Source organism: Flavobacterium sp. FlaQc-52 (assembly GCF_044007495.1).
GTDB lineage: Bacteria > Bacteroidota > Bacteroidia > Flavobacteriales > Flavobacteriaceae > Flavobacterium > Flavobacterium cupriresistens.
In genome coordinates this window covers 18,122-38,839 of the sequence record NZ_JBIPCV010000007.1, presented here as the reverse complement: position 1 = coordinate 38,839, position 20,718 = coordinate 18,122, and the positions used below count along the sequence as shown (strand labels likewise).

18 protein-coding genes and 1 other RNA gene are annotated in these 20,718 nt (G+C 33.8%); 8 read left to right on the top strand and 11 right to left on the bottom strand.

Annotation, left to right across the window (positions count from 1 at the left end; genetic code table 11):
• Positions 1-288 precede the first annotated feature (288 nt).
• Entirely contained in the window at positions 289-1,113 is an 825-nt protein-coding gene (locus tag ACHRV5_RS13405) for a UDP-2,3-diacylglucosamine diphosphatase (protein WP_047773365.1), read from the bottom strand.
• A gap of 188 nt (positions 1,114-1,301) precedes the next feature.
• On the opposite strand from ACHRV5_RS13405, the gene aroC reads away from it, so the two are divergent.
• Positions 1,302-2,360 (top strand): chorismate synthase, encoded by a 1,059-nt coding sequence (aroC, locus tag ACHRV5_RS13400; protein WP_395427087.1) that lies wholly within the window; start codon positions 1,302-1,304, stop codon positions 2,358-2,360.
• A gap of 55 nt (positions 2,361-2,415) precedes the next feature.
• Positions 2,416-3,696 carry a dicarboxylate/amino acid:cation symporter gene (locus ACHRV5_RS13395; RefSeq protein WP_047773362.1) on the top strand — a complete coding sequence of 427 codons (1,281 nt, stop codon included), beginning with the start codon at positions 2,416-2,418 and terminating at the stop codon, positions 3,694-3,696.
• A gap of 126 nt (positions 3,697-3,822) precedes the next feature.
• Here the strand turns inward: ACHRV5_RS13395 and ACHRV5_RS13390 are convergent, their stop codons facing one another.
• The gene (locus ACHRV5_RS13390; RefSeq protein WP_255663336.1) at positions 3,823-3,945 is read right to left on the bottom strand and encodes a hypothetical protein; all 123 of its coding nucleotides are present in this window, start codon (positions 3,943-3,945) and stop codon (positions 3,823-3,825) included.
• Between the two features lie 418 nt (positions 3,946-4,363).
• Here ACHRV5_RS13390 and ACHRV5_RS13385 point away from each other — a divergent pair, with 418 nt between their 5' ends.
• Positions 4,364-6,487, top strand: a complete 2,124-nt coding sequence (locus ACHRV5_RS13385; RefSeq protein ID WP_395427086.1) for a response regulator — start codon at positions 4,364-4,366, stop codon at positions 6,485-6,487.
• Here ACHRV5_RS13385 and ACHRV5_RS13380 read toward each other — a convergent pair.
• Both ACHRV5_RS13380 and ACHRV5_RS13375 read right to left on the bottom strand, forming a co-directional pair.
• The gene (locus ACHRV5_RS13380) at positions 6,484-7,734 is read right to left on the bottom strand and encodes a DEAD/DEAH box helicase (RefSeq protein WP_395427085.1); all 1,251 of its coding nucleotides are present in this window, start codon (positions 7,732-7,734) and stop codon (positions 6,484-6,486) included. The two genes, ACHRV5_RS13385 and ACHRV5_RS13380, sit on opposite strands and share 4 nt — an antisense overlap.
• A gap of 133 nt (positions 7,735-7,867) precedes the next feature.
• Complete coding sequence (locus tag ACHRV5_RS13375; RefSeq protein ID WP_047773355.1) at positions 7,868-8,905, bottom strand: formimidoylglutamase; 1,038 nt, start codon at positions 8,903-8,905, stop codon at positions 7,868-7,870.
• A gap of 96 nt (positions 8,906-9,001) precedes the next feature.
• On the opposite strand from ACHRV5_RS13375, the gene ACHRV5_RS13370 reads away from it, so the two are divergent.
• Positions 9,002-9,880: a hypothetical protein gene (locus tag ACHRV5_RS13370; RefSeq protein ID WP_395427084.1), complete on the top strand. Its 879-nt coding sequence runs from the start codon at positions 9,002-9,004 to the stop codon at positions 9,878-9,880.
• Between the two features lie 71 nt (positions 9,881-9,951).
• Here the strand turns inward: ACHRV5_RS13370 and hutI are convergent, their stop codons facing one another.
• On the bottom strand, positions 9,952-11,190 hold the full coding sequence (gene hutI, locus ACHRV5_RS13365) for an imidazolonepropionase (protein ID WP_047773351.1): 1,239 nt from the start codon (positions 11,188-11,190) through the stop codon (positions 9,952-9,954).
• 6 nt (positions 11,191-11,196) lie between these two features.
• Positions 11,197-12,246 (bottom strand): glutaminyl-peptide cyclotransferase, encoded by a 1,050-nt coding sequence (locus ACHRV5_RS13360; protein WP_395427083.1) that lies wholly within the window; start codon positions 12,244-12,246, stop codon positions 11,197-11,199.
• 88 nt (positions 12,247-12,334) lie between these two features.
• Here ACHRV5_RS13360 and ffs point away from each other — a divergent pair.
• Positions 12,335-12,432, top strand: an RNA gene (ffs, locus tag ACHRV5_RS13355) — signal recognition particle sRNA small type.
• A 276-nt stretch (positions 12,433-12,708) separates the two neighbouring features.
• On the top strand, positions 12,709-13,512 hold the full coding sequence (locus ACHRV5_RS13350) for an SDR family oxidoreductase (RefSeq protein ID WP_395427082.1): 804 nt from the start codon (positions 12,709-12,711) through the stop codon (positions 13,510-13,512).
• A gap of 319 nt (positions 13,513-13,831) precedes the next feature.
• On the opposite strand, the gene ACHRV5_RS13345 is transcribed toward ACHRV5_RS13350, so the two are convergent.
• Together ACHRV5_RS13345 and ACHRV5_RS13340 are read right to left on the bottom strand one after the other, a co-directional pair.
• Complete coding sequence (locus ACHRV5_RS13345) at positions 13,832-14,341, bottom strand: hypothetical protein (RefSeq protein WP_395427081.1); 510 nt, start codon at positions 14,339-14,341, stop codon at positions 13,832-13,834.
• Between the two features lie 43 nt (positions 14,342-14,384).
• Entirely contained in the window at positions 14,385-14,900 is a 516-nt protein-coding gene (locus ACHRV5_RS13340; protein WP_395427080.1) for a hypothetical protein, read from the bottom strand.
• A gap of 351 nt (positions 14,901-15,251) precedes the next feature.
• Between ACHRV5_RS13340 and fsa the strand changes: the two genes are divergently transcribed.
• Both fsa and ACHRV5_RS13330 read left to right on the top strand, forming a co-directional pair.
• On the top strand, positions 15,252-15,908 hold the full coding sequence (gene fsa, locus ACHRV5_RS13335) for a fructose-6-phosphate aldolase (RefSeq protein ID WP_047773337.1): 657 nt from the start codon (positions 15,252-15,254) through the stop codon (positions 15,906-15,908).
• Positions 15,909-15,997: 89 nt separating this feature from the next.
• Positions 15,998-16,492, top strand: coding sequence for a hypothetical protein (locus ACHRV5_RS13330; protein WP_395427079.1), 495 nt, complete (start codon positions 15,998-16,000; stop codon positions 16,490-16,492).
• A 76-nt stretch (positions 16,493-16,568) separates the two neighbouring features.
• Here ACHRV5_RS13330 and ACHRV5_RS13325 read toward each other — a convergent pair whose 3' ends face one another.
• From ACHRV5_RS13325 to ACHRV5_RS13315, 3 genes are all read right to left on the bottom strand, one after another.
• Entirely contained in the window at positions 16,569-18,044 is a 1,476-nt protein-coding gene (locus tag ACHRV5_RS13325) for an MFS transporter (protein ID WP_047773332.1), read from the bottom strand.
• A gap of 179 nt (positions 18,045-18,223) precedes the next feature.
• Entirely contained in the window at positions 18,224-18,925 is a 702-nt protein-coding gene (locus ACHRV5_RS13320) for a LytTR family DNA-binding domain-containing protein (protein WP_047773330.1), read from the bottom strand.
• A complete protein-coding gene (locus tag ACHRV5_RS13315) occupies positions 18,915-19,967 on the bottom strand; it encodes a sensor histidine kinase (protein WP_395427078.1) in 1,053 nt (350 codons plus the stop codon). The genes ACHRV5_RS13320 and ACHRV5_RS13315 overlap by 11 nt, the downstream gene beginning before the upstream one ends.
• Between the last annotated feature and the right edge of the window lie 751 nt (positions 19,968-20,718).

Here is a 20,718-nt window from a genome sequence, read left to right as displayed (position 1 = left end):
AAGATTATTGCGAATTGTTATATAATTCACATTTGGGATGTTTTTTTGAGGTTCAGAGATACAGAGGGGTAGAGGGATAAAAGTTTGAAAAGCTGGAAAAAAGTTGCAAAACTTTTTTCTAGCTAAATAGTAGACTTTGGTAAGTGTTCGTGCTGTCTTTATAGATTTTCTATTTTGTACTATTGTCACCCTGAGCGAAGTCGAAGGGAGGGCTTCGACTTCGCTCAGCCTGACATTATGGTGGGGCTTTGCACCTTATAGTAGGAAAAAATATTTCCAGAGGGCTGTTTATTTGGTTTTTAGAATTGAAGTAATCAAATGATTACTTAAGTTATCTTCCATTTCAAAAAGGTTTTCCTCTTCTGCAAAATTGCTTTCGGAGTAGGAGAATAATTTCCAGCGTTTTTTATGGTATTCTAAAGCCGTTAAATTTTCGACCCAGTCCCCGGAATTCAGGTATAAAGTAGAGCCGTGTTTGTTTTCTTTTTCAATTATTTTGGGCTCGTGAATATGCCCGCAGATGACATAATCGTATTTTTTTTCGATGGCCAAATCAGTGGCTGTTGTTTCGAAATCCGAAATAAATTTTACCGCTTTTTTGACACTGGCTTTTATTTTTTTAGAAAAAGAATAAGGTTCTTTTCCGAGTTTAGATAAAAACCAATTGACAAAACGGTTCATGAGAATGAGGTAATCATATCCTAAACCACCTAGTTTTGCGATCCATTTAGAGTGTTGTACAGAAGCATCAAAAACATCTCCATGGAAAATCCAGGCCTTTTTACCGTCAAGTTCTAAAATTAATTTATCGACCAAGGCAAAATTCCCCATGTTCATGTCGCTGAATTTTCTGAGAATTTCATCGTGGTTTCCGGTAATGTAATACACCTTAGTACCTTTAGAAGCCATTCCGATTATTCTTTGGATAACCCTTAAATGATTTTTTGGAAAATAAGATTTTCTAAATTGCCAAGCGTCTATAATGTCACCATTTAAGACTAATATTTTGGGCTTTATGCTTGATAAATAGTTGTTTAGTTCTTTGGCGTGGCTACCGTATGTTCCTAAGTGGACATCTGAAATAATGACCAATTCAACATTTCTTTTTTTCAATTTTTCTTGATTTGAAGTTTTACAAATGAAGCAAACTCAAACCGATTTTGTTTTATGGAAAGGTTATCAATTCGACCTCAATTTTAACAAATTGTGATTTTTAAACAACTTAGTCTTTATTTAATATTACCAATTTTAAATTTTTTAATTTAATTCTTAAAACTTACATTTGCTCAAAACTAATTACAATGGCAGGAAATAGCTACGGCACCTTATATAAAGTTACCACTTTTGGGGAATCCCATGGTGAAGCTTTAGGTGGAATTATCGACGGTTGTCCATCTGGAATAGAACTTGATCTGGAAGCAATTGAAGTTGAAATGTCCCGCAGAAAACCAGGACAGTCCGCAATCGTAACACAAAGAAAAGAACCGGATAGCGTTCAGTTTTTATCCGGAATATTTGAAGGTAAAACAACCGGGACTCCGATTGGTTTTATTATTCCGAACACCAACCAAAAATCAGACGATTACTCTCATATAAAAGACAACTACAGACCGAGCCATGCTGATTACGTATACGATCAGAAGTATGGTTTTCGCGATTATCGCGGAGGAGGAAGAAGTTCTGCTCGTGAAACAGCTAGCAGGGTAGTAGCCGGAGCAATTGCAAAACAAATGTTGCCGGAAATTAAAATTAATGCTTACGTTTCTTCTGTAGGACCAATTCACTTAGATACTCCTTATCAGGAATTGGATTTTTCGAAAACAGAAAGTAATCCCGTACGTTGTCCTGATGAAAAAGCAGCGGCAATTATGGAAGAATACATTCGTGATATTCGCAAGCAAGGAGATACCGTAGGAGGTATTGTTTCCTGCGTAATTCAGAATGTACCGGTTGGTCTGGGAGAACCTGTTTTTGATAAACTACACGCAGAATTAGGGAAAGCAATGCTTTCTATCAATGCTGTAAAAGGTTTTGAATATGGAAGTGGTTTTTCAGGATCAGAAATGAAAGGTAGTGCACATAATGATTTATACAATCCCGACGGAACTACCCAGACAAATCGTTCAGGTGGTATTCAGGGTGGGATCAGTAACGGAATGGATATTTACTTCAGAGTAGCTTTCAAACCTGTTGCGACTATCATGCAGACTCAGGACTCATTAGATAATAAAGGAAACATTACACCAATGAACGGAAAAGGACGTCATGATCCGTGTGTAGTACCTCGCGCAGTGCCAATTGTGGAAGCAATGGCGGCGATTGTTTTGGCTGATTTTTATTTAATCAACAAAACATATTAATAAATTGTAAGGCAGTGAGGGCCTTATGTTTTAATTATAAACAAAAAATAAATTAATGCAAAGTACAGAAACCAAAAAAAAATCATTTCTTTCAGGATTAACAGGGCAGATTTTAATTGCAATGATTCTTGGAGCAGTTTTAGGGATTATTTTACACAATTATATTTCGCCTGAGGCCGCGAAATCATTTAGTGTGAAAATAAATATGCTTGCAACCATTTTTATCCGTTTGGTGCAAATGATTATTTCTCCTTTAGTTTTTACAACACTTGTGGTTGGAATTGCTAAATTGGGTGATATAAAAGCAGTTGGAAGAATTGGAGGAAAAGCTTTAGGCTGGTTTTTTACAGCTTCTTTTATTTCTCTGTTAATTGGATTGTTTTATGTGAATCTTTTAGAGCCTGGATTGGGTTTGAATTTGGGACATGTTGATTTAGCAACTGCTCACGAGGTAACAGATAAAACGCAATCGATTACTTTTGAGAATTTTATCGTACATATCGTTCCTAAAAGTGTTGTGGAAGCAATGGCAACCAATGAAATTTTACAGATTGTGATCTTTTCTATTTTCTTCGGTTTGGCTGCTGCATCATTAGGAGATACGGTAAAGCCGGTTGTAAACGCTTTGGATAAGATTTCTCATATTGTTTTAAAAATGGTTAACTATGTAATGAACTTTGCACCAATAGGAGTTTTTGGAGCTATTGCGGGAGTTTTTGCTGTGAAAGATTTTCAGGAATTAGCCGTTTTCTATTTCAAATTCTTCGGATCATTTCTAATTGGAATCAGCACCTTATGGGTTGTATTGATTGTTGTGGGGTATATTTTCTTAAAAGGAAGAATGAACGAGTTGTTAAAACGCATTATTGGGCCATTAGTAATTGCTTTTGGAACAACTAGTAGTGAAGCAGTTTTTCCTAAGTTAACAGAAGAATTAGAGAATTTTGGAGTAAAAGATAAAGTAGTATCGTTTATGTTGCCGCTTGGTTATTCGTTTAACCTTGACGGAAGTATGATGTATATGACATTTGCGAGTATTTTTATCGCACAAGCTTATGGTATACCTTTAGATTTAGGGACTCAGATGGTAATGCTTTTGGTTTTAATGTTAACCAGTAAAGGTATTGCAGGTGTTCCAAGAGCAAGTTTGGTTGTTGTGGCAGCTACTTGTGGAATGTTTGATATTCCTGCTGCAGGTATCGCGTTAATATTGCCAATTGATCACTTCTGTGATATGTTTAGAAGTGCTACTAATGTTTTAGGGAATGCTTTGGCAACATCAGTGGTTGGAAAATGGGAAAATGATAAAGAAGCTGAAACTCCGTTAGAGAATTAAAAAATAAACGAAAATAGTTATAATTTAAAAAGCCGTAATAAGTGATTATTACGGCTTTTTTGTATGTTTTAGTTTTCTCCGGTTTTCTTTGAAGTTGGTATATCGTAAAGTAAACCTTAGAAGAACTTATGCAGCAACTTTTCCTTTTCTGCCTTCTTCGGGATCTGGGACATCTCCGCCTAGAATTGTTTTTTGTTCTGCTTTACTTAGTTTTTCAATCTCGCTCAGTTTTAAAAAATTTTCTATCATGTTTTTTTTGGTTTTAAATGCCCCAATCTTATAAAAACACTTGGGGCTTGTGTTTGTAAGGTTTGTTAAAGATAAAATTATTTTTCATTTATTATCTTAAATTACTGATTATTTTTTAATAAAATGTGTTTTTGCTAGCTAAAATATCGTAAAGCCTTGGTTTTGTTCGTGTGACCTTTATTTGTTTTTGATTTTACGAAGATGGAAAAAAAAGAGGCCTTAAACTGAAAAAAACTATTGCAGATAGTTTAAAAAGTGAAAGAAATAAGATCATTCCGGATCAAATTAATGTTGTAAAAATCAAGATATTATTTTCTGTTTTAATAATGTATATTTGAATAAATATTTTCAAATTATGTTTCGATTTCGAATCTTTTTATCATGTTTTTTGGTGTTTATTTTTTTTTCATTCAATGCATTGGGACAAAGCGATTTGTCATCAGTTCAGATTGATAAACTTATACTGGAAGCACTGTCTGATTTAAGAGAATCTAATTTTGAAAAATCATTAATTCATTCAAGAGTTGCGCTGGATCATTCCACGAAAACCAAAAATGATTATTTTATTGCCCGTTCTTATAATATTATAGCGGCCAATTACAATGAATTGGGAGAACTCGATAAAGCGATTTTCTTTTATAAAAAAAGCCTGTTGTATGCGTACAAAGCTAAAAATGACAGCTTTAAGAATATGTTGTATAATAATCTGGGCAATATCTATTGTTTTGAAAAGAAAGAATATAGCCGTGGTGTTGAATTTTACAAAAAATCAATTGAACTTAGTTTAAAAATTAAGGATTCAACGCAGATTTATTTTACTTATGTGAATATTGCGTGGTCGTATTTTGATGTGGGTCAGTTTAAGAATGGATATCCTTATTTGCAGTTTATCAATGCGAATCAGAAGAAGTTTCAGTTTGATGATACCATTGTTATTACAAATATGTTAAACGGAATGTACTGCAGTCATCAGGGAGACATTCAAAAAGCAGATGACTATTTTAATAATGCGATACGATTAGGAAGAAATTATATAGAAAAAACAGATTTGTCAAATGCACATCTGGAATACTCGAAATTTTTGAGTGCAAATGGCAGGTATAAAGAAGCCTATGTTAATTTAGATGCATACAATAAAATAACAGAGCAGATTTACAATGATGAAAAGATTAAAAGCGCTTCTATAGCAGGTTTTAACTTGGAATTAGACGAGTATAAAAGGCAAATAGATAAAATTGAGATTGAAAAAGATTCCCAATATCAAAGTCTTAAAAAATCAAGAATTATTGTGGTTTTGTTTGTGATGACTTCCTTTGTTCTTTTGTTGTTAATTATTACACTGGTTAAAAATATCAGATTTAAAAAGAAACACAATCTAGAGCTCTTAGAGGCAAAAGAAATAGCCGAGGAGGCCTCGCTACTTAAAACGCAATTTATTTCGACTATAAGCCACGAATTGCGTACTCCGCTCTATGGTGTTGTGGGGATAACCAATATGTTACTTGAGGAACATAAAGAATTGTCAAATAGCCAGCATTTGAGTTCGTTAAAATTTTCTGCCAGATATTTGTTGTCATTGGTAAATGATATTCTTCAGATTAATAAAATTGAAGAAAATAAAGTGGTATTGGAAAGTTTAACATTCAATATCTCAGATGAAATTGCGATGATCAAAAATTCGCTTTCTTTTTTATCACAAAAGAACAACAATAAAATTTCTACAATTATTGATGATGCTATTCCGGAATATTTAATTGGTGATAAATTAAGGCTGGCACAAATTCTGATGAATTTGGTGAGTAACGCACTGAAGTTTACCAAAGAAGGGGAGGTTGAAATTATAATCAATCTGGTAAAGGTAGAAGGAAAAATGCACTTCTTAGAATTCCGAATAAAGGATAACGGAGTAGGAATTGCGGCAATAGATCAGACGAAAATTTTCGAAAAGTTTGTTCAGGTCGGAAGAAAGGATGAAGATTATCAAGGTACAGGGCTTGGTTTGAGTATTGTAAAAAGACTGTTAGGGCTCTTTAATACTACGATCGATTTGAAAAGCAAGATAGGTGAAGGGACCTTGTTTACCTTTACAATCCCTTTTGAATACGATCCCGAGAAAACGAAACGTATTATAGATGAAATCCAGGTTGACCTGACCTCTAATGAAGTTTTTAAAATTTTAGTTGTTGAGGATAATGCGATAAATCAACTTGTTACAAAGAAAATTATTGAGAAGAATAATTACATCTGTAAAGTAGTTGATGATGGTTTTGGGGCTCTTCAAATACTGGACAACGAATATTTTGACCTTATTTTGATGGATATTAACATGCCGTTAATGAACGGTTTTGAAACCACGAAAAGAATTCGTCAGTTGGGGATCAAAACACCTATTGTGGCACTGACTGCTTTTGATAAAGATGAAATAACAGATGAAGCAATTTCTTCGGGAATGAATGATATTATTATTAAGCCGTTTGAACCCGTTAAATTGTTCAAAATAATCAATTACTTAGTTAGTGAAACAAAAAGCGTTGGTTGTTAATACCAACGCTTTTTATTTTGTTTAGAAGCATTTGACTTTCTTGATTTATGAGCACCACCGCTTCGGTTTGAATTTTTAGGTTTCTCTGCCGTTGCGTCCGGAGTTCCTGAATGCCAAGGGTACGGATGATCGGTAACAATGTTTACCTCTACTTTTATCAGTTTTTTGATGTCTTTCCAATAAGGCTCTTCATCTTTACTGCAAAAAGAGATGGCAATTCCGCCGTTTCCTGCACGTCCTGTACGACCAATTCGGTGTACGTAGGTTTCCGGAATGTTTGGTAAATCAAAGTTAATTACGAATGGTAATTGATCAATGTCAATTCCTCTTGCAGCAATATCAGTTGCAACAAGAACACCCACTTCTTTGTTTTTAAAAGCATCCAAAACACGTTGTCTGGCATTCTGCGATTTATCTCCGTGAATGGCTTCTGCAGGGATTTCTTTTTTGCGTAATGCTTTTACGACATTATCAGCACCGTGTTTGGTTCTTGAAAAAACCAATACGTTTGATAAATTTTCGTTTTTTATTAAATGATAAAGTAAATTTCTTTTCTCTGTTTTCTCCACAAAATAAATACGTTGTTCTACATTTTCAGCAGTTGATGAAACTGGTGAAACTTCAACCTTTGCAGGATCTTGTAAAAACATTTCGGCCAATTCGCGAATAGCAATCGGCATCGTAGCAGAAAACAATAAGGTTTGACGGTTTTTAGGTGTAAGTTTTACGATCTTTTTTACATCGTTTATAAAACCCATATCCAACATCTGATCCGCTTCATCCAAAACCAAAGTGTGCAAATGGTCTAAGTCAAGAAAACCTTGTTTTTGTAAATCCAATAATCTTCCCGGAGTAGCAACCAATATATCGATTCCTTTTTTTAAGGCATCCACTTGTGGATTTTGTGAAACTCCACCAAAAATCGTTAATTGTGTCAGATTGGTATATTTTGCATAAGTGTCAAAACTTTGTCCAATCTGAACCGCAAGTTCACGGGTAGGAGTAACTATAAGCGCACGGATTTGTTTGGCTTTTTTAGAAGAACCAACAATTCGGTGTAACTGATGTATGATAGGAATAGCAAATGCAGCTGTTTTTCCGGTACCGGTTTGGGCGCAACCAATCAAATCTCTTCCAGCCAAAACAATCGGAATAGATTGTTCCTGGATAGGAGTAGGATTTAGGTAGCCTTCTTCAAATACGGCTTTTTGTATACTTTTTGAAAGTGATAAATCTTCGAATAACATATCTTAGGTATTAAGATTTTAGTTTTAAGTACTAAAATTCTGTGCAAAGATAGCTTTATTCAGTCAATCGTTTATTTGAATCGGGTTTTATTTGGTAAATGGTTTAATTTTCAGCTGCTCGGGTCTTTTTAAATTAAATATTCTCGTTGTTGGCTTTGATGAAATCAGTGATCAGGTACCCGATTAATTTTCCAATTAAATGATTGTTTGGAGATTGATCTAAGTCCGGTGCTCCTTCGCAGATATGCAAATAAGTAGCGTTTTTATGTTCTCCGAAAAAGGAAATAAATTGACGCAATTCTTCTATCGAAAATCCGCTGATAGTCATAGCGCTGCTGGCAATGTTAGGGATGGCGTCGAGATCAATTTCAATTCCAAAAGGATCCGATTTTACAAAATCCAAAGCATAAATCATCTCTTTGTAGAACTCTTTTTCTTTTCGGATGTTAACACTGTCATAGGTGTTATAACGCACACGGTCTTCTATCTTTTTGATGATATCCAAGACACTTTTGGAAGTGTAATTCTCGTGTAATCCAAAAATAAAATACTTTTTCAGGAAACCTTCTTCATAAGCATAAGAGAATCCATTTCCGCTGTGACGCCCTTCCAGGATTCTAAAATCAGAGTGCGCATCAAAATTAATCGCGTTTACCGGTTTTCCTTTGGCCAGAGCAGAACCTTTTATATTTCCGTAGGCATTATTGTGGCCTCCGCCAATGATAATAGGGATTTTTCCGGCTTTAACAATATTAAAGATGATGTGAGAAACTTCTTTGTCAATTTTTTCTACCAACTGGCTTAATTTCGAACGATCGTCAATATCATTAAAATCCAGATGTTCTACGTCACGCATTTCCTCCGTAACATTGATTTGGCCCAAAACAATAATCTGACTGCCTTTTGCGAAACGATTGTGCTGAATGTTGGCGATGCTTTTTATCGCACTTTCCCAAGCCGATGCTGCACCGGGTCTGCCATAATTAGCACGGATGCCGATATCTTCGGGGATTCCCAGAAGGACATACTTAGCCTCGCTCTCTTTTAGGAAATTAATTTTATCAGCTCCCTTAGGAATGATAATCATTTTTTCTCCAAATTTGATTTCGCCACTTCTATGATTGGTGACTTTAGCTAAATCGTTTATTGTAAATGGTATTAATTTCTCCATAAAAAAAAATATTGTTCAAAAATAATATAATTGTATTAACTTACGTTATTACGATATATTAATTCTTAAATTTGTTTTTAAAGAAAATTATTAAATATGGAAAACCCAAAGAACAACAACTCAAGTCTAAAGGCGGTAATCGCAGTTTTAGCAGTCCTACTAATAGGTAGCTTAGTGTATATTTTTAAATTATCTTCTGATACAGAGGTGGTTAAAACGGAGCTTACAAGCACTTTAACAGAGAAAGAATCTGTTATGAAAGATTTACAGGAATTGAAAGCAACCTATGATGCTGCAATTGCAGAAAATACTTCAATGTCTGATGAATTAATTCAGGAAAGAGATAAAGTAGTAGCTTTGATGGATGATTTGAATAAATCTAAAGGAGATGTATCTAAATACAGAAATCAAGTACAGGGGATGCAGACTAAAATGAAGACTTTAGTTGCTGAAAACGACGAATTGAAAAAACAAAATGGTGTTTTGACAGTTCAGAGAGACAGTACTATTGTAGTTTTAGGTGAATCAAAAAAATTCAATGAAGTATTAGTTGGTCAGAACGAAGAACTGTCTAAAACAGTTGAAAAAGGTTCTAAATTATCAATTTTGAATACAAAAACGGCAGCTTACAAATTGAGAAGCTCAGGTAAACAAATTGAAACTGATAAAGCAAGTCGTGCAGATGTTTTGAAAGTAAGTTTTACTATTGCTGAGAATCAAATTGCTAAATCTGGAGATAAAACGTATTATGTACAGGTTATTGACAGTAAAAACAATGTTTTAGGAGATAAAAAAACAGAAAGTTTTGGTGATAAATCATTGACTTACAGTTTTAAAACAACAGTTCAATACGAAAACAAATCGGTAAATGTTGTTGAAGATTTACCAGGTAAGAATTTTGAAAAAGGAACTTACTTTATCAATGTTTTTGATAATGACGAATTGGTTTCTAAAACAAGTTTTAGCTTGAGATAAAACAATTCAGTTTTTGAATAAAAAAAGGTCTGTGAAATTTCACAGACCTTTTTTTATGGATAAGATTTTTTTTAAACTAGAATTTTACCATCCAGAAATACACTTTCGATCAAATTACTTCCAAAAGCGTAAGGAATCTGGTAGTAAGATGAAATAGGCTTTGTGAGGATTAAATTGGCTTTCTTGCCTTTTGTGATACTTCCGTGGCTTTCTGAAAGTCCCATCGCATAAGCACCGTTTATTGTAGCGGCATTGATGGCTTCTTCAGGAGTCATTTTCATTTTGATGCAGGCTGTGGCTACAACAAAATTCATGTTTCCGGATGGAGTAGAGCCCGGGTTGAAATCGGTAGCTAAAGCCAACGGCAAACCTGCTTTTATCATTTCACGTGCCGGCGTGTAGGGGATGCTAAGGAAATAAGAACAAGATGGCAAAGCTACAGGCATTGTTTCGGTGTCTTTTAAAGCTTCAATGTCTTCCGGGTTCATAATTTCAAGATGATCAACTGAAAGGGCCTTAAATTTGATTCCGGCCTGAATTCCGCCTATCGAATTAAATTGATTCACATGGATCTTCGGAATTAAACCATGTTGTATTCCTGCTTCCATGATTTTTTCGGTTTCTTCAACAGAAAAATATCCCGTTTCGCAAAAAACATCGACATAATCGGCCAGTTTGTTTTGTGCAATTTGGGGTAGCATCTTCGTTATGATCTCCTCAATATAACCCGCTTTGTTTTCTTTGTAATGTAATGGAAATGCATGAGCACCTAAAAAAGTCGATTTTATCGTGATAGGATAATTTTCTGCCAGTTTTTTAATAACGCGAAGCATTTTTAATTCGCCTTCAATAGTTAGCCCGTAACCCGATTTGATTTCTACGGCTCCGGTTCCTAAATGCATTACTTCTTCTAAGCGAACTTTAGATTGATTGTAGATTTCGTCTTCAGAAGTTTCGTTGAGTTTTTTAGCTGAATTTAAAATTCCGCCACCACGATTTGCGATTTCTTCGTAAGAAAACCCATTGATACGATCTACGAACTCTTGTTCGCGGTTACCTGCATATACAATATGGGTGTGGCTGTCACACCAGGAAGGTAAAACGATGCGTCCCGTTGCGTCAATAATTTTGTCAGCTTTGATTTTAGGAAGTAATTCCATTTCTCCAAAATCGGTGATTAAACCGTATTCTAAAATCAAAAAGGCATTTTTGATTGTGGGAAGAACAGCCATCTCCGCTCCGGATACTTTAGTAATTGAAGTTTCACGAACCTGAAGCAGCTCTTTTATGTTGGTAATTAATGTTATCATCTGTTTTTATTCTGTAACGGTTATTTCGAACATTTTGTTCCAATTTTTACCCGTTACAAAAATAGTTTTTGTTGCAGGGTTGTAGGCAATACCATTTAAAACATCATCTGTTTTAACGTTCACTAATTTACGAAGACCAGACATGTTCAGGATTCCTTCAACTGCACCAGTTGCGGGGTCTACAACAGCAATAGCATCTTTTAGGAAGATATTTGCATATAATTTTCCGTTGATTAATTCCAATTCATTAATAGCTTTGATTTTTGAAGTTCCGGAGTATACATTAATATAGTCGATCATTTTTTGAGTAGTAGGATCCATCTTCCAGATTTTTTCCGTTCCATCTGATTGATAAATGTATTTTCCGTCATTTGTCATTCCCCAGCCTTCAATTTCTTTGTCGAATTCAAAAGTTTTCTCCAGTTTTAAAGTTTTAGCATCATAAATGAAACCGGTTTTTTCCTGCCAGGTCAATTGAAACAATTTCCCGTTAATGAAAGTAATTCCTTCTCCAAAATACTCACTAGGAAGAGCAATTTGTTTGATTACTTTTCCGGTTTTATAATCCAGCGCTCTAAAATAAGAGTCTCCTTTTTGTCCGGTGCTTTCGTATAAAGTACCATCATGAAACTCTAGGCCTTCAGTAAAGGCAGCAGTATCGTGCGGATAGGTGTTTATGATTTTATAGTTTAGTGCTTTTGGTTCAACATTAGAAACTATTTCAATTCTTTTAGTAGCATCTGAAGAATCTCCGCCAAAATAAATGGTAGCTTTTAAGTATTGGTACCCTAATTTTTGATCTTTTAATTCAAATTTGAATTTTTCAGCACTTTTAGTGTTACCCACTTTTTTGTCGTTTACAAAGTAAACAATGCTATCGATTTTTTTTAAATTGGGGTTTAAAATAGCAATCGAAACGGCTTCTTTTGAGGTAAAATGGGCTGGAAAAGCAGCATCATCAATAGTAAATAAAGAATTTTCATCTTTTTTTATGCCGTTACATCCAATTAATGTAATTCCTAATAAAATGACAGCTAGGAAGTTATGTTTTTTCATAGTTTAAAATTTGAATAAGCCAATATACAACGATAATTTTATAGCAACAAAGCTCTTGCAAAAATATAAAAAGATTGTATATTTGCACCGGCAAGTCCTACACGACCAGCTCCTGCAGACTCCCCCAGGATGGGAACATAGCAAGGGTACGTGGTTGAGCGGTGCGATGTAGGTCGCTTGCCATTTTTTATTTTATCGCATTTCTTTTTTTAGAATTAATACAAAAGTAGTCTTCCTTATGGAGGATTTTTTTATTTTTGGACCTTAGGGAACTGGGAAATGTAATATGTGATAAGTAAAATGTGTTCACAAGTTGCAGAAGGATTAATGAATATCATTTGACTTGTAAGGCCTACAATATTTTACGATTAACATATTACAATTAACATTTCACATCTCACAGTTAGCATTTTACAACCAACATCTCACATTTCATAAATAAACATTTCACAAAAAAAAGCAATGAGTAAAGTCGTTTTAATTACCGGAGGATCATCAGGAATTGGAAAATCTATTGGTGAATTTTTACACCACAAAGGTTTTATAGTGTATGGAACAAGTCGAAATCCTGAAAAAGTAGTAAATTCTGTTTTTCCACTTGTAGCTTTAGATGTTCGAGATGTGACGTCGATAAAGAATGCGGTAAGCAGTATTATTGCGACAACCGGCCGTTTGGATGTTGTGATTAATAATGCAGGAGTTGGAATTACAGGACCTTTGGAAGAAATTCCGATGGAAGAAATTAAGAACAATTTCGAAACTAATTTTTTTGGACCTATTGAGGTTATGAAAGCTGCTTTACCCCAAATGAGGGAACAGAAGTCAGGTTTGATAATTAATATTACTTCGATTGCCGGTTATATGGGTTTACCTTACAGAAGCGTTTATTCGGCCTCAAAAGGGGCGTTGGAACTTATCACGGAAGCCTTGCGTATGGAAGTGAAATCGTTTGGTATCAACATCACAAATGTGGCACCGGGTGATTTTGCCACGAATATTGCTGCCGGTCGTTATCATGCACCTGTAATTAAGGGATCAGCATATGAAAAAGTCTATGGTGAAACGCTTTCAACGATGAATGAACATGTTGATGCAGGAAGTAATCCTAACGAAATGGCGGAAGCTATTTACAAAATCATACTAACTAAAAAGCCTAATGTTCATTACAAAGTGGGGGTTTTTATGCAGAAATTTTCAATTGTATTAAAACGAATTCTTCCCGATACGGTTTATGAGAAGATGTTGATGAATCATTATAAGTTGTAGGGATGTAAAAATCTCGTGAATTAAAGCTGACAGGTTTCAAAAACCTGTCAGCTTTGGTTTTTAGGGTATTTAGTTCTTGTAGGTATCTTAATTTTTGGATTAAATGTTTTTAAGTATCAACTAGGTATTCTTTTGATCTTCATAGATAGTAATCTTGTTGTTTTTGTCTTCGAAGACTTTTAATATTCCCTCAATGATTATCTCATCGTTTGTATCTGATAGGATTTTGATTAGTTGCCTAATTCTTAAATCGCCAATTTGAGATAGTTTGTTAACCGAACTATATATTTCGTTTTCGAGATCTTCGGGAGTTTTTGGTTTATGCATTTACTTTGTTTTTGCAAAGTATAATCAATTCTTCAATTTGTTGTAGTGGCATTTTAACAGCACATTCTATTTGATTTTTTTGATTGTCTATAAGTAACACTCCTTCGTTGTCTTCTTCGTAACCAATGGGAAAAATGACGTAATTGATATTTTTATTTTCAATTATTGTTCGGGCATCTTTAAACCAGCCATAATTTGCTTCGTAAATGATTTCTTCTTTAGAGAATAGTATAAGTTCTTCTCCATAAGTATTCCATAGTGCAATTCGTAGTAGATAAAATCCTAAAAGAGAAAATATTCCGATTCCTATTAGAAAACCAAAATGTAAGCCGTGGCCGGAGGTAATTGAAATCACCATGCCTGTTGTTGGAAAAATGAATGAGGCAAAAGCAACTATAAATAATATTGCTCTAATGACGAATGGCGATTTTTTAACTTTGAGTCTTAATAGGTTGTTTTCGAATGTAAAGGAAGGCATTTGGAGTGTATTAGTTTGTTTCATAAATCTATGTATTGTCTTTTCAAATTTTTACTATGACAACGAATTATTTTTTATTCACTTTGAAAATCATACGATCATTGGCCTCCCAAATATAATCTTCTGAACAAATGTATCCCCTTAGCCAAAGTGTACCATTGGTGTTTTTTATGTAAAAACCTTTTGGAAAATCGTCCTCTTCACTTAATGGTTTTGAGAAAAAGGTTATAGATCCGGGTGGGGTTTTGTTGGATTTTTTTTCGTCAGATTCTAATTGATCCTTGAATTTTAGTCTAACATAAATGGCTATTTCTAAGGGGCAATGCGATAAGTTGAGTGCTTTTAGGTGTTTTTTTATGTCTTCAAAATCCCCTCCGTTTTTAAGACCGATCTCAGACATTGATAATTCTATTAAATTGACTTCAGAACTCAAAAGTGATGGCTGAAATAAGTCACTATTAAATAGCGTATGGGCATATTCGTTAAGTCCGATTTGTGCTTCTTTTAATTTTTGAAGTAATTGCGCTTTGTTTAGCCCTTCATTTTTAATAAGAGAGATGTCTTTTTTTTCAGTTCTGTCCATATGCTGTTTCTTCCGGCAGTAGTTTTTAGTTGTAAAGATAGAATTATTAAGATTAGTTGTATTCTGTTGTCTTGTGAAGTCTTTACAAAGCTGCTTTTATTTTGAATTAAAAATATAAACCTTTACTTTTACCAAGCAATTATCAGAATTGTCAAATGTTGTTTTCTGATAGTTATAATCTGCAATTTTATGTTGTAGTTTTATGAAAATTTGCAGGAAGGAAAGAAGCTGTCGAAAAGAGGCTTTGATTAGCTGATTCAATTTTTATAAGTTGCCAATCGAGGATTTCCCGAATGTATTTTTTTAATGGGACTGTACCCGCATAACGAACACAATTAAATTTAAATAAATATGAAATTTTTTATCGATACAGCTAATTTAGCTCAGATTAAAGAAGCACAAGCTTTAGGAGTTTTAGATGGTGTAACTACAAATCCGTCATTGATGGCGAAAGAAGGTATTACCGGAAAAAACAATATTTTGAAACATTACGTTGATATCTGTAACCTTGTTGAAGGGGATGTAAGTGCTGAAGTAAACGCACTTGATTTTGACGGAATGGTTAAAGAAGGTGAGGAGTTGGCTGAATTACACGATCAGATCGTAGTAAAATTGCCAATGACAAAAGAAGGTGTTATGGCTGCCAAATATTTCTCTGATAAAGGAATTAAAACAAATGTTACTTTGGTGTTTTCTGCTGGTCAGGCTTTATTGGCTGCAAAAGCGGGAGCAACTTATGTATCTCCGTTTATTGGTCGTTTAGATGATGTTTCTACAGATGGTTTGAATCTTATCGAAGAGATTAGAGAAATCTATGATAACTACGGGTATGAGACTCAGATTTTAGCGGCTTCGGTACGTCACACAATGCATATTGTAAACTGTGCTAAAATCGGTGCAGACGTTATGACAGGACCACTTTCTGCAATTTACGGTTTATTAAAACACCCATTAACTGACATTGGATTGGCACAGTTTGTTGCTGATTTTGAGAAAGGTAATAAATAGTTTTTTACTAAATAATAGTTATAAATCGCTGTTTTTCATTAGAAAGACAGCGATTTTTTTTATATTTAGCTACCTTAAAATATCTATTTATGAAAAAATTAATGATAGTTTTAGTGTTTTTAATAGCAAGTTCGCAAATAAATGCGCAGGCTAAAGTATTGACAAGTGTAAACGATGCGGGTGATGTAGCAACGTTTGAACTGGATTGTTCTGAAAAGTTTCAGATGCTGGCAAAAGGGCTGCGCTACAACATTACACGCCATGAATTTAAAGGCCCGGAAATGAAAAATTCCTATCGCCTGATGTTGGTGATGGATGGCTTTTATTCGAAAACATTAAATAAGGAAATGACTATTTCTGCAGTATTAAGTGACGGAACTGTAATGCAGGCAAAAAAAGTGATCGAAGATGATGGTTTTTTTGATGGTGCTTGCACACTAAAGATAAAAGATCCTAAAGGGCTTTTAGCGCTTGATATTGTCAAAGTTATTGTTCATGCGGACAAAGATGTGGTTTATACTTTGTCGGATAAAAGCAAGGCAGTTTTTAAAAAGAATCTGAGTAATATTATAGCGGCGAAATAGTGTAGCTGTTTCATAAAAAAAGTCCCGTTTTACATTTTGTAAAACGGGACTTTTTTTATATGATTTTCAGAAGATTTTAATGACCTCCTCCTTCACTTGCCACATGACTAACACCTTGTCTTTTTAGTATTTTAGGGCAATAGAAACCATAAAACGCTAAGTAAGCAAAACCTAGTAGTGGTACGATATAAGAGAAGTGTGTGTATGTAATTCCGAATATTCCGTTTGGATTGGTTAAATCTAAATCACAGATGCTTCCTTGTATCAATGGAATTACCCCACCACCCAAAATCATCATGATTAAGAAAGAAGATGCTTTTCCTGTGTTTTTTCCTAAACCTGCAATCGCCAAATCGAAAATAGACGGCCACATGATAGATAAGAATAATCCACCCGAGATAAAGAAAAATTTAGCAATATCAGTATCCGGACAAACTAATCCCGCAAACATCATTGCGATACCTGACAGTCCAAAAAGCATTAATGTTTTACCTGCGTTTTTACCACCTACAAAACTTACGGCGATGAATAATAAAATCCAAAGAGGGTAGATGTAGAAAGAAGAAACATCATGTGCAGCAAATACATTCGCTCCGATAATTACACCAAAAGCCAAAGCTGGAACGATAAATTTAAGAGCGGTGTTTATCAGATTTGAGGTATTGAAAACATTAACTCCACCATTCCAACGACCGATCATTAAACTTCCCCAATAAAGTGCGATAAAAGGAGAAATGGCATCTTCCAGTATGTTACCAAACTCATGGGTGTGTAAAAGTGCCGGAAGATTACTAATGATCGTAACTTCAGTTCCAACGTAAATAAAGATACCCAACATTCCTAAATACAATTGAGGGTAGTCTAAAATGCTGAATGAGGCATGTTTATGTTCGATTTTAGCCTCTTCTTCATTTGCTTTTGCGGGATCTTCGATTTTAGAGAAATACATGAAAATTGCCACTATAATAAAAGCAAGTCCTAATATGATAAAAGGTAATTTGATGTCTTCTAGAGAAAGGTTTGTTTTTTTGTTATCTCCCATTCCAAAAAGAGCAATTCCTAATAGAATCGCGCCAATAGTGGTTCCAAAAGAGTTTACACCTCCAGCCAGAGTCAAACGGTGTGCTCCGGTTGTCGGGCTTCCCATTTTAATTGCCAATGGGTTTGCTACAATTTGTTGAATAGAAAATCCTAAACCTACCGTAAACAAAGCAGTCAAGAAGAAAGGGAAACTTTCCATTGTAGCCGCCGGAACGAATAAAAAAGAACCCACTGCTGAAAGAATTAATCCTGCAGAAAGAGTTTTTTTATAGCCGAATTTTTGCAAAACATCTGATTTTAAAGATATTAAGAAGAAAATCATTGATCCTACAAAATAGGCAGCATAAAATGCCCAAGCCACTAATTGTGATTGAACTTGTGATAAGGTAAATACTTTTTTGAATACTGGGATGAGGATGTCATTTGCTGATCCGACAAAACCCCAAAAAAAGAAGACGATTATCAGAGAGATAAATTGCCCCCATTTGGTTTGTACATTTTCTGAACTCATAATAGTAGTAAAGGTTAATTTTTTTATTTATGTTTTTTGAAGACCGTAAATATATTTGTTAAGTAAATCAAAAAAAAATAAAATGACACAAATAATGTTAAATTTAAACCAACAACACTATTTTTTCAACAAAGTGTTAATTTTTATGTTTTTGAAAAATGACCTTTCTAAGGCTATTTTTATTCTAAAATCTTGTTTTTAACCTCTTTACTGTAGTTTCGGCCAATTGGAATTGTATAGGATTGGATCTGAATGCGATTGCCTTCAATAGATTTTACTTTATTTAAAGCAATAACATACGATTTATGAATGCGTAGAAAGCGATCCGAAGGTAATTCTTCAGATAAAGAAGTCAAAGATTTATGTGTGATATAGGTTTTATCGGGAGTTACTACCTTGATGTATTCTTTCATGCCTTCAACAAACAGAATTTCCTCAATATTAATTTTCATCATTTTTTTATCAACTTTAATAAAAATATGAGAGTCCCCTTTGGTGGTTTCTACTTTAATATTGTTTTTTAAATTGTATTCGGTTGTGATTTTGTTAATGCATTTTATAAACCGGGGTAATGGAATCGGTTTTACTAAATAATCTAACACATCAAGATCATAACTTTCGGCAGCAAATTCTCTAAAGGCGGTGGTAATAATGACCTTGGTTTTATTTTCAAGCAGGCTGATTAATTCAAAACCGGTCATCATTGGCATGTTGATATCCAAAAAGATAGCGTCAACAGAAGTGCTGTTTATAAAATCCAGTGCTTCCAAAGAGTTAGTGAATGTACCGATAACTTCAAAGTCTGTAAAATTAGCGAAATAATTTTGCAGCACTTTGATTGCTAATGGTTCATCATCAATCAACACGCATTTAATTTTCATTATGAATAGGTATTTGCAAACGGATTATATAGTAATTCAGTTTAGTTGCATGTGTTAGACTAAAATCGTTTTTATAAATTAATTTTAATCTCTTTTTGGTATTTGTTAATCCAATTCCACCTTTTGAATTTAGATTTTGTGAAATTACAAAATTATTTAAGATTTCAAAATCTAACTTTTTGCCATCAATAACTTTGCAGTTGATCTTTATTTTTAAGTTGCGATTGTTTAAACCACCATGTTTAAAGGCGTTTTCTACCAACGAAATAAATATTAACGGCGGAACTACAATATCTTCTATGTTAGATTCCAGATTTATGGTGACTTCTACATTCTCAAAACGTAGCTTTTCGATTTCAATATAATTTTGAATATAGTCTATTTCCTTTATTAGTGGAACAGATTTGGTTCCTTTTACATCATACAATACATATTCCATCAAATGAGACAATTTGATAATCACATCCGGAACTTTGTCGGAGGATTCTAAGGATAAGGCGTATAAATTATTTAAGGTGTTAAAGAAAAAGTGAGGCTGGATCTGGTTTTCAAGGTATTTTAACTTGATTTTGAATTGATTTTCTCTCAATGAACGGTTTCTTTCCCGCTCTCGCAACCAGGTCAAAGTAAGATAGACAGAAGAGGCCATGGCGACAACATATAATTCGCCAATACAAACTGCCAGGATGTGATTGATGTCAAAAGGATGGTACTCGCGGTTGGCTTCCGGCCAGATGTTTTCAGATATAATATAATAGGTAAGGGCGGTTTTTATTAAATAAATTCCGAGGAGACTCACTATTAAGGATAAGGTAAATTGAATGTATTTCTGTTTTAATACCAATTTTGGCACTAAAACAAACAAATTAAAATAAACCAGTGGAATGTGTAAGGAGAACTCAATAAGATTCGATTTGAATGAATAAGGATAATCATTGAAATAAGCACCCCATCTTAAAAAATTAAGAGTAAAATAGCTTCCCCAAAACCAAACATGATTTTGAAGTTTAATATCGAATTTTAATTTTCGGATTTCGTTCAACTTTATTTTTAAAAGGTTAATGGTATTTATCCTTTGGAATAAATATTCTGCAACTTTAAACAATTAGTTGTTAAAACACAATTCTTTTAAATAAAATTTTCAAAAAAAAGAAAAGTAGCGCTTTGTTTTTGATGAAGAACGTTTTCGTAAAACAAAATGTGTAATATTTTTTAATGTTTGTTTTTGAGTGAAAGTATAGGAGTGAGATATTAAAAGTAAAATGATATTAGTGAAATGTTAAGAGTGAGATTTTAAAAGTAAAATGCAAAAAATCAAGAATCAACAATAAAATCTTTTTTCATACAAACTAAATCATTTTACAACTGTCATACTGAGCGAGGTCGAAGGGGCATCCTGAGCGAAGTTGAAGGCTTATGAAACGAATAAGGAGTGTAAGCTTCTTTAATATATAATCAAAGAGAATGAAATATTTTGTACGAAAGGTTTTGGGAGAAAAATTGAATACGCATTTCTTAATACCGAAGGTATAACGATTTGAGAGTTGGTAATGGATTCTTTTGATGTTACATTAATATAGGTATAATGGATTGAAAGAAGGTATATAGTTTTAAAAGTTGCGACTACAGGATTATTTAGCAGTTAAAATCCTTGTGAATGAGTTGCACAATTGTTTAGATAAATTTATGATAAATATGGTTGTCTTGTTTTATTGAATTTGAGTTGAATTTAGTGTAAGATGCTTATTATGAGTATGTTGAATTGTTTTATTGGGTTTTGTTTGAAATGTTAT